This is a genomic window from Paenibacillus lutrae (genome assembly GCF_009757775.1).
GTDB lineage: Bacteria > Bacillota > Bacilli > Paenibacillales > NBRC-103111 > Paenibacillus_F > Paenibacillus_F lutrae.
In genome coordinates, this window is record NZ_RHLK01000003.1 from 563,886 (window position 1) to 577,502 (window position 13,617).

Here is a 13,617-nt window from a genome sequence, read left to right on the forward strand (position 1 = left end):
ACGGGTACCACTTTGGGTGATACCCGTTTAATTTTTATCTCTTGCTTATTATTTTGCTGCTTTTTTATTCTCAGCTTCCTGGGATTTTTGAACATCCGCCAGGATTTCTTCCACTTTTTTCTTGCCGCCAACCAGTGCCTGGATACCGTTCTCAAGATCCAGCTTCACTTTTGGTTGAACAATTGCATCGAATGCAGGGAATGTTTTCTTGCCTTCAGCCGCTTTAAGCATTTCGTTGATGATCGGCTTAACATCGCCAGTTTTCAGCTTCATGGATGGGAAGAATCCCTCTTCAGTCAGCTGACGAACTTGGTATTTCTCGGAGTACATTACTTTAATAAATTCAGTTACGGCTTTCTTCTCGTTCTCGTTCAGCTTCGCGGAGAAACCGAAACCGTTGGAGTAAGAACCGTTGATCAACTCGTTACCTTTACCGCCCTCAACTGTCGGGAAGTTAAAGAATCCGAGGTCTGCTACGATTTTGGATTGATCCGGGTTGGAATACTTTTGGTTAGCCCAGCCGCCATCGAAGATCATAGCCGTTTTGCCGCCTGCAAACAAATCTTGCATTTGAGCATATTTCAGAGCCGGTGCATCTTGGTTGAAGAATCCTTTATCCCACATGTCTTCTTTAAATTGCTTGTGGCCTTTAACGAAAGCTTCGTCCGTCCATTTAGTAGTTCCGCTTACAAGACCCGCTACAACTTCTTGCCCACCGTTACGGACATAAAGTGTGTTAGGCAGCATGTTAAGCGCCCATGCTTCGTTACCGCCCAGAGCAAGAGGAGTAACGCCTTTGCCTTTTAATGTTTCGGCAACTTTCAGGAATTCAGCATAAGTTTTTGGAACTTCAACGCCGTTGTCCTTGAAAATCTTTTTATTATAGAACACACCTTGAACGTATCCCGCAGTCGGAAGTCCGTAAACTTTGCCATCTACAGTAAACTCGGACAGGTCTACGAAGCTGTCAGTAAGGTTAAGTTCTTTCAGGATTGGTGTCAGATCAAGCAGGTTGTTTGTTTTCGCATAGTTCTTTGTATCCGCGCCACCGAACAATTCGAAAATTTTCGGAGGGTTGCCGGCAGCCATTTCTGCTTTCAGCTTCGTATCACGGTTAACTACTTCGTCCACGCCTTCCGGCTCGAATTTAAGCCCAGGCACTTTTCCTTCAACCTCTTTAAGAACGTCTTCGAACATAGCCTTTCTCTTCTTAGCCGTGTCTTTAATTTGAGTATGACGGAAAGATACTGTAAATTCTTTCGGTGCTGTTGTTGCACCCGGATTAGATGAAGCATCAGGAGCAGGTTCTTTGCCGCAAGCTGCAAGAACAGATGTCAGACCTACAGCCAGTGCAACCGTAGTCACTAATTTCTTTTTCATTTGTAGACCTCCCCAAAACTTTTAATTTGTTTCTTACATTATGATTATAGTCTTGGATCAATCATTTCGGGCAGGTTCTCATTTCAATTATGAGGGGATAAAATTCTCTCAACACCTGCATGTTTTCGGAAGATTATTTCTTATCCTATAGAGAGAAAGTCCCTGATTTAACCGGCAACCTAGTACTGCTAGACTATTCTTCATTGTTAAAACTTAACAAAGGTTCGCTTCAGGCGGGAAATTCAGCAGCAGTTTTTGTCGACAAACCAGGCAAAACATTAACACACTTGATTGCGGCCATTATGTTTAGCCCGGTACAGGGCTTTATCAGCTTCTTCCATGAGCAGATCCGGGGCAATGAGCGGGTACGCAGCCGTACCCACTGATATAGTTAATCGAATTAGCTGCCCGCTTTCGAGGATAAAAGAATGCTTCTCCACACGGGTACGAATCGTCTCCGCTACTTCCCGGGCCTGCTCCAGAGAACACTCGGGCAATAATACAGCAAATTCCTCTCCCCCCGTACGGCACACTTCATCCATGCGTCTGGTGGATTCTTGAAACAATTTACCAAGCTGCTGCAAAACTGCATCCCCGGCCGGGTGCCCGTAGGTATCATTAATTTTTTTAAAATGATCAATGTCAAGCGCAAGCAAAGATAACGATTCTTGTTTACTATTGGCAGAAGTAACCAATTCATTAAATAATTTATCGAACGTCCGGTGGTTATTAAGACCTGTCAAGTAATCTTTATGAGAGGCTTCTTTCATGATCAGAAACATATCGTGAGCCCGAACAATGTAATCGACCATATAACCCGTAAAAAAACCGGCCACCATCATGGTCCCCAAATAAGCAGGCAGGAGATCCAGACTTTTAAAGCCCAAAGCCGCATATAAACTAAGAGCAGAAGTAACCAAAAGTACTGTTATCATCTTAGTCCACCGGGACCAATATTTCTTCTCCTTGTGCACGATTAGACTAGCCATTCCCGCGACTACAAGAATATTCATTGCACCTATAATGGAAGACCAATTAATCCCCCCAAATAAGACAACTCGTGACGCCCCAATCAGAACACTTGCAATCACGGCTGAATAGAAACCTCCAAAATGTGCAGCAAGGAGAACGGCAAATCCCCGAAAGTCCACAAAAGTGGATGAATCCACAGGAATGCTGAAATACATGAGTACAATTCCGAAGGAACCTGTGAATAAACCCGTTTTTATTTTGATTCCAAACGACTTAAAATCCAGTTTTTCATTCTTGTATAATTGGCTGACACCAAATAAGAAGGCTAATAAAAGCGCAAAATTAACGATTAGCTCCTTAATCATTTCTATCATCTCCTATTAAAACCAAGCAAAACAATCAACCTCGTTCTAATTACCCACATTTTATAGGCATAATATACCATATATATTCTCGGGAAGACACATTTCAGATCACGCACGCATAAAAAAGACATGCAGCAGAGAATGTCTCCACCGCATGTCTTTATTTATTAGAAGACCAATTTATTGACCCATCGGGCCAATTATTTGCCCAGCATGTGAATCGGGTGACCCAGGGCTCCCTCAGCAGCTTCAGCCACAATTTCACCAAGTGTCGGGTGGGCATGAATCGTAAGGGCGATATCTTCAAGAGTTGCCCCCATCTCGATGGCAAGGCCGATTTCAGCAATCAGGTTCGATGCTTCCGGTCCTACGATTTGGGAACCTACAACAAGTCCTGTCTCTTTATCGGCTACGATCTTAACGAAACCTTCGGTTGCATTCAGGGAAAGCGCACGGCCGTTAGCTGCATATGGGAACTTGCCTACAGATACGCTCATGCCTTTCTCTTTAGCTTCGGTTTCGTTCAGACCGACACTAGCAATCTCAGGATCAGAGAATACTACGGCTGGTATAGCCTTGTAATCTACAACGCTCGGTTGTCCTGCGATAGCTTCGGCAGCAACCTTACCTTCGTAAGATGCTTTGTGCGCCAGTGCAAGACCCGGAACGATGTCACCAATCGCGAAAATATGCGGGATGCTCGTGCGGCCCTGCTCGTCAACTTCAATCAGACCACGGTCGGTCAATTTGATGTTGATCAGGTCCAGTCCAAGCTCACCATCGGTGTTAGGACGGCGTCCTACTGTAACCAGCAAGTAATCGGCTGTTACTTTCTTCTCTTCACCTTTTACAGTAAAGGTAACGGTAACGTCCTTGTCTGTCTGTTCGGAGCTTTGAGCCATTGCTTCCGTGAATACTTCTACATTTACTTTAGACAGGTTCTTAGCTACAAGACGGGACATTTCCTTCTCGAAGCCTGGAAGTACAGTATCGGAACCTTCCAGAACCGTTACTTTCGTTCCGAACTTAGCAAACGTTTGTCCAAGCTCGATTCCGATATATCCGCCACCTATTACAACCATGCTCTTCGGAATTTCTTTCAATTCCAGCGCTTCCGTGGAAGAAAGAATACGTCCGCCGAACGGGAACGGCTTAAGCTCAATCGGGCGGGAACCTGTTGCAATGATGCAGTGCTTGAAACGGTAACGCGGCGCTTCTTGATCGTTAAAGACACGCGCTTCGTTCTCGTTGATAAACATAGCTTCGCCTTGGAACATCTGGATTTTGTTGCCTTTAAGGAGCCCGGCAACACCGCTGGTCAGTTTTTTCACAACGGAAGCTTTCCATTCCTGCGTCTTAGCGTAGTCCAGTTTCACGTTCTCAGCCGAAACGCCCATCACTTCAGAATGCTGTGCTGCTTCGTATTGATGTGCTGCAGAAATAAGAGCCTTGGACGGGATACAACCACGGTTTAAGCATACGCCGCCCCATTCGGATTTATCCACGATAAGTACACTTTTACCCAACTGCGCCGCACGAATTGCAGCTACATAACCACCGGGACCTGCACCAATTACCAGAACGTCGATATCTAAAGAAGCGTCTCCTACTACCATTTGTTTATACCTCCATCACGAGCAGCTCGGGATCATTAAGCAGCTGCTTGATATAGTTCATGAAATTTTGTGCTGTAGCGCCGTCAACCAGACGGTGATCAAAGCTTAATGATAGAGCCATTACCGGAGCAATGACGATTTCACCATTCTTAACGACCGGTTTCTCCGAGATACGACCCGTACCCAGGATAGCAACTTCCGGATAGTTAATGACAGGGGTAAAGAACATTCCGCCTGCGGAACCGATATTCGTGATCGTAATCGTGCTGCCCTTCATTTCATGAGGAGTCAGCTTGCCGTCGCGGCCGCGTGTTGCCAGATCACGGATGGAATCCGCTATCATCCAAATGTTCTGACGATCCGCATGATGAATGACCGGTACAAGAAGACCGTTGTCTGTATCCGTCGCGATACCAACGTTGAAGTACTTCTTGTAAACGATCTCCTGCTTCTCCTCATCGATCATCGCGTTCATAACCGGGAACTGGCGGCACGCCGCTACAAGAGCCTTCACGATGAATGGAAGATAAGTGAGCTTAACACCTTTCTTCTCCGCAAGAGGCTTCGCTTTGGTGCGAAGAGCTACCAACTGGGTTACGTCAACTTCGTCCATAAGTGTAACGTGTGGTGCGGTTTGCTTGGATTTCACCATCGCATTCGCAATCACTTTGCGGATTCCCTTGAAAGGAATACGCTCTTCTTCAAGTTCTCCTTGAACTGCCGGTGCAGCCGTTGTTTTAGCAGGAGCCGCTGTTTTCTCAGCAGCAGGTTCTTCAGCTTTCGCCGCACCGCCTGCAGAGAATCCTTCAATATCTTCGCGGGTTACGCGGCCGTTCTTGCCTGTGCCGGAAACTTCTCCGATATTGATGCCTTTTTCACGGGCAAACTTACGAACACTAGGTGTTGCAAGAACGTTCTTCGGCGTGGAAGCAGGCTTGCCTTCGCCGCCTTCGGAGTTCTTCAGTTCTTCCGGTGCCGGGGCAGTCGGAGCGCTTTTATCTTCCTTCTGCGGAAGCTCAGTCGATGGGGCATTTGACGGCGCCGGTGTAGCGGCTTCCGGAGAAGCTTCTGCAGGAGTATCGGATTCAGGAAGTTCGCCTTCTGCGTCAATGATCATAACAATCTCACCGACATGGCAAACTTGACCTTCTTTGATGCGTACTTCTTGTATCTGACCATTTACCGGACAAGGAACTTCAACGACAGCTTTGTCATTCTGCACTTCCATGAGAATGGTATCATCGTCTACCTTATCGCCGGGTTTGACATTGACTTTGACAATCTCGCCTTCATGAATGCCTTCGCCTAGTTCCGGGAATTTATATTCAAAACGTGCCAAGAAGAACAACCTCCTATATATAAGTAGTGATTTCGCTCAGCCGTTAACAGCTTTAGAAATCCAGCACCTGGTTAAGACCGTCGATAATGCGGGCAGGTGTCGGGAGCCATTGATCTTCAATTTGGGCAAAAGGATACACCGTATCAGGAGCTGCGATACGAAGTACCGGCGCTTCCAGATGAAGAATCGCTTTCTCGTTAATCTGGGCAACGATTTCTGCTGCCGCTCCAGATGTCTTCTGTGCTTCTTGAACAACGATAGCACGGTTCGTCTTCTTGACTGACTCCACAATGGTGTCGATATCAATCGGCATAATAGTGCGAAGATCAATAACCTCGATTTTGACACCGCGGGTTTTCTCGATCTCTTCAGCTGCTTTCAATGAAGTATGCACCATTGCTCCATAAGTAATAATTGTCGCATCGGAACCTTCGCGAACCACGTTTGCTTTACCAAGCTCTACCGTGTACTCGCCTTCCGGAACTTCCTGACGGAAAGAGCGGTACAAGTTCAAATGCTCCATAAAGAAGACCGGATCGTTATCGCGAATTGCGGCGATCAACAGACCTTTTGCATCATAAGGGTTAGAAGGGATCACAACTTTAATACCCGGTGTCTGAAGCATCAAACCTTCCAGAGAGTCCGTATGCAGTTCAGCCGCTTTAACACCGCCGCCGAAAGGAGTACGGAATACGATCGGCGCCTGGTAAGCTCCGCCTGAACGGTAACGCATACGTGCCGCCTGGATAGCCATTTGATCGAGCGCCTCAAAGATAAAACCGACAAATTGAATTTCGGCGATCGGGCGGAAGCCTTGTGTCGCCATACCTACAGCAAGACCGCCGATTGCGGATTCAGCAAGCGGAGTATCGAATACGCGATCTTCGCCGAATTCTTTCTGAAGTCCTTCCGTAGCACGGAATACACCGCCTACGTGGCCTACGTCTTCCCCGAACAACACAACATTCTTATCTCTTGCAAGCTCAACGCGCATTGCGTCCTGAATAGCTTGAACCATTGTCATTTGTGCCATGAAATCTGCTGCCTCCCATATCGTTCTTCATTTCGTCAAAGAACACGGCATTATACCGAAAGTTTTGTTTAAAAGATGACTACGGCCTGGAATAGGGCCGCAATCCTTATTATTTATTTCGCTTTATGCTTATCGCTTAGGAAAACTGGGCTTTTTGCTCTTCCAGGTGCTTCGGTGTAGTTTCAAACATGGAATCGATCAGGCCCGCTACTGTCATTTTCTCCGTCTGCTCGGCTTTTTTGATCTGCTCAGCCACGGTTGCTTTCGCTTCTTCTTTTACTTTCGCTTCTTCCTCTTCGCTCCAAAGACCTTTTTGGGTCAGGTAGCTGCGGAAGCGGACGATCGGATCTTTGGGAGCCCATTCGCCTTCTTCGTCCTTCGTACGGTATTTAGTCGTGTCATCCGCCATGGAGTGCGGTTTGAAACGATAAGTTAGGGATTCGATCAGCGTAGCGCCTCCGCCATTACGTGCGATTTCAGCTGCTTCGGATACGGCTGCATATACAGCAAGTACGTCCATGCCGTCAACTTGAACACCGCGGATACCGGCAGCTAAAGCTTTGTGCGCGATGGATTGAGCAGCGGTCTGTTTGGAGAATGGAGTCGTGATCGCGTAGCCGTTATTCTGAACCATATAGACAACCGGAAGCTTGAATGCACCCGCAAAGTTCAGACCTTCGTAGAAGTCGCCTTCGGAACTGCCGCCATCACCGGTATAAGTAATCGCAACACGCGGCTCGCCTTTTTTCTTGAAAGCCATGCCGATCCCTGTTGCATGAAGAATTTGTGCGCCGATAATAATTTGAGGCATCAATACGTTTACATCAGCCGGCACTTCGCCGCCATGCTGGTGACCGCGGGAATAAAGGAATGCCTGATACATCGGAAGACCGTGCCATACGATTTGCGGCATATCACGGTAGCCCGGACAAATAAAATCTTCTTTCTTAAGGGCGAATTCGCTTCCGATCATAGAAGCTTCTTGACCGGATACCGGCGCGTAGAAACCCAGACGGCCTTGACGGCCCAGATTGATCGCGCGTTCGTCCCACACACGTGTAAACACCATACGGCGCATTAATTCTTTTAATTGATCGTCGCTAAGTTTCGGCATTTTCTCCTCATTGACCACGGAACCGTCCGGTCCAATGATTGTCAAGGGCTGCACTTGCTCGGAGCTAACTTCATACTGCGGCTTGCTCATGTGATTGTCACCTCATCTATGATTTTCATGCCAGAGAAAAGACTTTCTGTTATACTAATTATTATAAACCTGTTTCGTATCGAATATCAACAGGTATATTGGTATAGTTGCGGATAGTTGCTATTCGCGAATAATACAGTTTCATTATATATATAATACAGTTTAACAAATACTTCACACTATTATAATACAACCTCCCCCTTTCGGAGAAAGGAAGAAAGTCACCATGACCGATGCTCGTCTCTATAAAAGAACCATTGTAAAAGAAGAAATTGCCTCTATCCACCTGAATTCAACCCGGCCGATCAGAGTCTTTCTGCCTCCCGGCTATAACGAAGTGCTGTCTTATCCCGTCATCTACTGTCAGGATGGAGAAGAATTTTTTAATTTCGGAAGGATAGCGACCTCGATGACTGCCGGTATCCTGGACCATGGTTGGGAACCGGTTATTATTGTCGGCGTCGATGTCAATGTTAAAATACGGACATCGGAATATTCACCCGATGGTGAAAACCACGCCGCTTATATCCGTTTCTTCGCTGAGGAGATGCTCCCCTATATAGAGTCCAGATATGCGGTTCGCGCGGACAAAGCCGAACGCGTACTGGCCGGGGACTCGCTCGGTGGTACGGTTTCCCTTCACCTTGCCTTAGCTTATCCTCACCTGTTTACGAAAGTAATATCCCTGTCGGGCGCATTTCTTGAGCCGACGAGGGAAGAGCTTGCAGCCCATTCCGATTTATCGTGGCTGGAGCTTTATATGTTAATCGGTTTGGATGAAGAAGAAGTCAAAACAGAGCGCGGTGTCTATAATTTCGTAGAAGCAAACCGTTTGACGAAGACGATCCTTGAGCAGAAAAATACCCGTCTATATTATGAGGAAAAGCCCGGCAAGCATATCTGGGGCTTCTGGCAAAAAGAACTGCCGAATACGCTCGAATATTTTTTCGGCTGAGCCCATAGCTGCGCCCGGCAGGGCCGCCTGGTTAGTCAGCTGGCGAGTCTCGCCATATACAACCAAAAACCTGCAGAATCCGCCTGGCGGGTTCTGCAGGTTTTTGGTGCGGGCATGAGGGCTCGCCGCGCCGAAGCGATAACGCGCGGCCTAGACTCGCACGCGCATAATTCTCGCTGCGCAGAACAGACTGCGCGGCCACATCTCCCAGAGAACAGCACGCAGCCGGCAGGCAGCAGGCTCTCTCTGGGAAGGGAAGCGGCTTCAAACGGAGGACTCCTCCTTGAAGCCGTAGCGTTCCCGCATCGCGTCCATCATGCTCGCGATGTCTTCATCCGCGGCGAACTCGCGGTAGTTCGCCGCGCGCACTTGCACCTGACCGCCGAGCCACTCGGCCGTCAGGCGGCAGAAGGCGGGCGCGGTCAGCTCAGCGCCCGCATACTCGGCGAGGCTGGTCATGCGCCCAGATTCGACGACCGGGTAGCTGCCGGGCAGCGCCCCCTGCCCCGCTTCGTCGTAGAATGAGCGTGCAACTGCGGCTTTCTCCGCTCCAGTGCCTTCTACCACGACGAATGCCTGCACGGACAGTGCGCGAGCCTGCCGTCTCTGGGCAATTCCGCAGAACTTGCGGCCGCCGACACTAAGATCAAAATCTCCCGGACAGTAAGATCCGGCAATCTCACCTTTATCCACGCCTGCATTCCATGAATTCAGCACACCCCTCAGAAAGAGGTACATCCGTTCAAAATCATCATGGAAATCAATTTTACCTGTGGGCTTCGGCGTAATGAGTGTCACATTCACAACCCCGGGATCCAGCGGAACAGCCGCTCCACCCGAATTGCGGACGATCACTTGGCGTCCCTCGCTTGCAATCCTCCCGGCGGCAGATTTAGCCCCCGGGAGCCGGCTGTCTCTTAATCCGAGCACCAGTCCCATGGGATGCCTCCATATATGAACCATAGGAACGCCTTCTTCCCCCACTTTACGGATCAGCAGCTCCTCCAAAGCAAACGGAAATAACAAATCCGCTTCAAGGTCGTCCGAGCGATCGATTAGTATCATTTTGTCTGAAGTGAACGGAATAGATGTCATTTCTTACTCCCCTTTATTTCAACAGCCGAGTCGGCATTCTCAGTTACTTGCTTCATTTGGTCATTCTACTCTTTTGTCTATTGTAGGGGAAGCTTTGACCTGCTGCAATTTATCACTCTAATTAATACAGTTAATATGAATCTTCTTAGTAGGAATTTGTTAATACCTGTCGAAGTAATACACTCAAGTACCATTTGTGGTAAATTTTTCTTAGTTTCCAAATAATTTAGCTAATTAAATATATAAATAGAATCCCCGCTGTTCAATAAATAGATTGTAAAATGAATATTTATTACACCAAAACTTACAGATAGTAGGGGTGCGACTTGCTGAAAAGTTTCCATGAAGTGTTAACTAATGTCCTGTTATCCGGAGTTCCTGTTCTGATGTCGCCCTATTTCGAAGGTATCCGCGGAACGGCCAGTCACGGTCTTGACCGCAAAATTATGACGATTTTCAGCTTATTTGCGGCTGTACTTTGTGCCGCTTATCCTTTCGGCTCAGAGAGCGGGCTGTACTTTAGCCTATTTATGGTTCCGGTTCTGACCAGTTTTCTTTATGGAGGACGCCTTCCCGGTTTTTTCGTATCGGCTTCCGTACTACTTTTTCTAGGTTTAAAGTATCCACAGCTTTTGCTGTACCAAAGCTTGTATTTGTTTCTTTGTGTTGCAGCCATTTACGGATTTCTCCAATTAAGCAAACCGCAGCGCCGTCTGTATCGTATTATTTACCCTGTATTGCTTGTGGGCGGGCTAGGGTTCATAATGACAGTTTTAAAAACAGGCTTTTATCAAATAAAAGAGCTCGCTCTACCGGAAGGTTTCTACCTTTTTTATGCGTCATCCATCCTGATTCAGTGCGTAACTATGGGTCTTGTCGTGTACTTAACCGAATATATTCGTGAAGCCGCAGTTCTCAGGCAAGAAGTTCACCGCGCAGAAAAACTGAATGTGCTTAGTGAACTGGCAGCCTCTGTCGCCCATGAAATTCGGAATCCGATGACAACGGCAAGAGGGTTCATGCAGTTGTTGTTTCAATCTGAAGTGAGTGAATCCAAAAAGAAAATCTATACCGGTATGGTCATTGAGGAAATGGACAAGGTCCAGCAAATCATCAGCAGTTATCTGGCGTTCGCTACACCTCATGCCGACAAGACGGCGCTCTGGTCCATGAATGACCTTATGGCTCTTCTGGAGCAGCAGCTCCAAGTTTATGCGTCCCAGCAGAAAGTACGCCTCGATACATCGGTCGAGCCTTCTTTGTGGTTAACCGTAAATGCTGACAAACTGGTACAATGTCTGGCCCAATTAGCCAGGAACGGAATCGAATCCATGCCTGAAGGAGGTTGCCTGAGGGTCAGGGCCTATCGTGCAGAGAAGCGAGTCTTTATTTCGATCGAAGATGAAGGAATCGGCATGTCCCCTGATGAAATAAAGCGGCTCGGCTCCCCTTTTTATTCAACCAAACAAAAAGGAACCGGATTAAGCGTTATGGTCGCTTACCGGATTATTGAATGCTACAACGGCAAGATCAATGTTGTCAGCGAACCCGGCAAAGGCACGTGCATGCTGATCGTATTCCCTTCCGCAGCAGCGCAGGCTGCCTGCAAATCTATACGACGACATTAGAAGGCCTGGCGTCATTTCTTTTTCGCACCAAGTTCAGCCAGTAAATCCATCACTTCACGAAAAAGAGGCACTGCTGCCGAAGGTGCTTCGGGAGCGGTGTGACTCACCAGTACCGCAACTGCATACCGAGGAGAACTTGCAGGGCCGAATCCGGTGAACCACTGGTTCACCGTTTCCTGCGCACCCGATCCGACTTGAGCGGTTCCGCTTTTTCCGGCAAGGGCCCATTGTGCCTGCTGCAGCTGCCTGGCTGTCCCTTGCTCGACAACCAGACGCATTTCAGCCAGCAACTCTTTTGCTGTCTCAGCCGAAATCATTCTGCCCTGCAGAGGGAGCGGTTTCTCTTTAAACTTATCCAGGATGAGACCATCTCTAAATTGGATTTCTTTCACTAGCCGGGGTGAACGCACCTGTCCGTTATTCAGAAGCGTCACAATCTGATTTGCTGCCTGAAGCGGAGTCATTTGGACATCACGCTGCCCGATAGCAGTCTGAAGCCGGACTCCTTCATCGTCGGGCGGTGTACCTTTTCCGAATAATTGCCCCTCTTCCTCACCGTCTAATTGAGCTACAGCCGTACCATCTGTCAGCTTGCCTTGCCAGCCGATGGAAGTCAGCAAGCCCAGACTGCGGGCGTAATTCTCCAGCTCCCCCGAACTCAGACGCTGCATGACTTGGCCGAACACAATATTACACGACTGGGCAAACCCTTCAGCGAATGAAATTTTTCCGTGACCTTCTTTTTTCCAGCAGGTAAAACCATATTTCCCCCATGCTCCTTGACAGTCAAACTTCTCTTCCGGTGTCACCAAATTTTCCTCCAGCGCTGCGGCCGCGACTGTTGTTTTAAAGATAGATCCCGGAGTGGCTGCTTTGAGAGCCAGGTTGGCCCAGTTTCCCTCGTTCATTCTGATTTCACCCGGTCGAAAAGCCGGACTGGAAGCCATCGCAATAATGTCCGCGTTAACCGCATCCAGAACTACGACAGCCCCTTCTTGGATCCCGCGCTCGGCCATCAATTGCTCGACCTTCTGCTGAATGTCTGCATCTAAGGTAGTTATTAAACGGAGGGGATAATGCGACTGATCCGGCGAAATGATTCTTGCATGCAGGGCGTTCAAAGGTCGTCTTCCCGCATCTGTAAAGATAGAAAGCGTCCTTTCGCCAATCCCCCTAAGCCTGTTCTCAAACGTTTTCTCCAATCCGGAAGCTCCTATTTCACTCGTTAGTGTAAGATGACCATCCGCCACCTCCTGGGCATACAAGCCGGAAATTCGCTCCGGGTGCTGTCCGACATAACCGATTACCTGCGAAGCCATCTGATCAGGAAAGTAGCGCACCTTATAATCGGTTACCTGAAGATAAGGCAAGCCGGAAGCGGTAAGAAGAGAGATCTGCTGCGGTGTCAGTTCTATAGGCAGATCACTCGTCCGGGCTGCCTTGCTGCGGGGAGCAACTGCTGCGGTATTAACGCTGCCCTTCCATAGTGCCGGCTCTTGAAGAGACCGCACATATTCTGTCCACTCCTCCGCTCCGACTCCCAGTGCTTGAGTGATGCCGGCCAGCTGCTCCTTAGTCCCGATATAGTTCGCGTGCACGGGGAAAATAATCGCGGTGCGTATCGTCCTCCCGGTTAAAGGAACATGATTTCTGTCATAGATGTCCCCTCGTCCCGTATCCAGAACAATACTGCGCTGCCGCTGAAGCACGGAATTTTTAACGAGATCTACCTTTCTGGCAGAGAATTCGTACGGTTGTACGAGTTGTATCCAGAATAGACGCACTAACAGCACAAAGATGAACCCTGTCATACAGAGAAGAAGAAAGAACTTCCTTCGAGGATCTCCTGCAGAAGCATTTATTCTTAAACGGCCCCCAGGCAAATCCGTTCCCGCTCCAGCCTGTTCCTTCATAGTTGTGAACATGCGGCTTTTCTCATCATTCTCCATTACCGCCTTTTGCTTGCCGGGCCGGTTCCGCATTGCCGTATCCCCTCGCCTTCCGTCTTTGCTCTCCAGTATAGACATTCC

10 protein-coding genes are annotated in these 13,617 nt (G+C 48.3%); 2 read left to right on the plus strand and 8 right to left on the minus strand.

Translation table 11 applies throughout. The annotated features are described in order from the left end of the window. Nucleotides 1-48 precede the first annotated feature (48 nt). The 6 genes from EDM21_RS08640 to pdhA all read right to left on the minus strand — a co-directional run bounded on the left by EDM21_RS08640 (nucleotide 49) and on the right by pdhA (nucleotide 7,909). Nucleotides 49-1,380, minus strand: a complete 1,332-nt coding sequence (locus EDM21_RS08640; RefSeq protein WP_157334646.1) for an ABC transporter substrate-binding protein — start codon at nucleotides 1,378-1,380, stop codon at nucleotides 49-51. A 278-nt stretch (nucleotides 1,381-1,658) separates the two neighbouring features. After that, complete coding sequence (locus EDM21_RS08645) at nucleotides 1,659-2,717, minus strand: diguanylate cyclase (protein ID WP_157334649.1); 1,059 nt, start codon at nucleotides 2,715-2,717, stop codon at nucleotides 1,659-1,661. A 200-nt stretch (nucleotides 2,718-2,917) separates the two neighbouring features. Next, the gene (gene lpdA / locus EDM21_RS08650; protein ID WP_157334651.1) at nucleotides 2,918-4,333 is read right to left on the minus strand and encodes a dihydrolipoyl dehydrogenase; all 1,416 of its coding nucleotides are present in this window, start codon (nucleotides 4,331-4,333) and stop codon (nucleotides 2,918-2,920) included. Between the two features lie 4 nt (nucleotides 4,334-4,337). Then, entirely contained in the window at nucleotides 4,338-5,672 is a 1,335-nt protein-coding gene (locus EDM21_RS08655) for a dihydrolipoamide acetyltransferase family protein (RefSeq protein ID WP_157334652.1), read from the minus strand. 52 nt (nucleotides 5,673-5,724) lie between these two features. Next, on the minus strand, nucleotides 5,725-6,705 hold the full coding sequence (locus EDM21_RS08660) for an alpha-ketoacid dehydrogenase subunit beta (protein WP_157334654.1): 981 nt from the start codon (nucleotides 6,703-6,705) through the stop codon (nucleotides 5,725-5,727). A gap of 136 nt (nucleotides 6,706-6,841) precedes the next feature. Beyond that, nucleotides 6,842-7,909, minus strand: coding sequence for a pyruvate dehydrogenase (acetyl-transferring) E1 component subunit alpha (gene pdhA, locus EDM21_RS08665; protein WP_157334656.1), 1,068 nt, complete (start codon nucleotides 7,907-7,909; stop codon nucleotides 6,842-6,844). Between the two features lie 226 nt (nucleotides 7,910-8,135). Between pdhA and EDM21_RS08670 the strand changes: the two genes are divergently transcribed. Continuing rightward, a complete protein-coding gene (locus EDM21_RS08670) occupies nucleotides 8,136-8,864 on the plus strand; it encodes an alpha/beta hydrolase (protein ID WP_157334658.1) in 729 nt (242 codons plus the stop codon). Between the two features lie 264 nt (nucleotides 8,865-9,128). Here EDM21_RS08670 and EDM21_RS08675 read toward each other — a convergent pair whose 3' ends face one another. Next, nucleotides 9,129-9,959, minus strand: coding sequence for a lipoate--protein ligase family protein (locus EDM21_RS08675; protein ID WP_157334660.1), 831 nt, complete (start codon nucleotides 9,957-9,959; stop codon nucleotides 9,129-9,131). A gap of 326 nt (nucleotides 9,960-10,285) precedes the next feature. On the opposite strand from EDM21_RS08675, the gene EDM21_RS08680 reads away from it, so the two are divergent. Further along, the gene (locus EDM21_RS08680) at nucleotides 10,286-11,587 is read left to right on the plus strand and encodes an ATP-binding protein (protein WP_157334662.1); all 1,302 of its coding nucleotides are present in this window, start codon (nucleotides 10,286-10,288) and stop codon (nucleotides 11,585-11,587) included. 11 nt (nucleotides 11,588-11,598) lie between these two features. Here the strand turns inward: EDM21_RS08680 and EDM21_RS08685 are convergent, their stop codons facing one another. Next, nucleotides 11,599-13,569, minus strand: coding sequence for a peptidoglycan D,D-transpeptidase FtsI family protein (locus tag EDM21_RS08685; RefSeq protein ID WP_157334664.1), 1,971 nt, complete (start codon nucleotides 13,567-13,569; stop codon nucleotides 11,599-11,601). Between the last annotated feature and the right edge of the window lie 48 nt (nucleotides 13,570-13,617).

Excerpts from the sequence above, each read along its gene's own strand:
- lpdA (WP_157334651.1), bottom strand. The coding sequence starts at position 4,333 with ATGGTAGTAGGAGACGCTTCTTTAGATATCGACGTTCTGGTAATTGGT.
- pdhA (WP_157334656.1), bottom strand. The coding sequence starts at position 7,909 with ATGAGCAAGCCGCAGTATGAAGTTAGCTCCGAGCAAGTGCAGCCCTTG.
- EDM21_RS08645 (WP_157334649.1), bottom strand. The coding sequence starts at position 2,717 with ATGATTAAGGAGCTAATCGTTAATTTTGCGCTTTTATTAGCCTTCTTA.
- EDM21_RS08685 (WP_157334664.1), bottom strand. The coding sequence starts at position 13,569 with ATGCGGAACCGGCCCGGCAAGCAAAAGGCGGTAATGGAGAATGATGAG.
- EDM21_RS08640 (WP_157334646.1), bottom strand. The coding sequence starts at position 1,380 with ATGAAAAAGAAATTAGTGACTACGGTTGCACTGGCTGTAGGTCTGACA.
- EDM21_RS08660 (WP_157334654.1), bottom strand. The coding sequence starts at position 6,705 with ATGGCACAAATGACAATGGTTCAAGCTATTCAGGACGCAATGCGCGTT.
- EDM21_RS08670 (WP_157334658.1), top strand. The coding sequence starts at position 8,136 with ATGACCGATGCTCGTCTCTATAAAAGAACCATTGTAAAAGAAGAAATT.
- EDM21_RS08675 (WP_157334660.1), bottom strand. The coding sequence starts at position 9,959 with ATGACATCTATTCCGTTCACTTCAGACAAAATGATACTAATCGATCGC.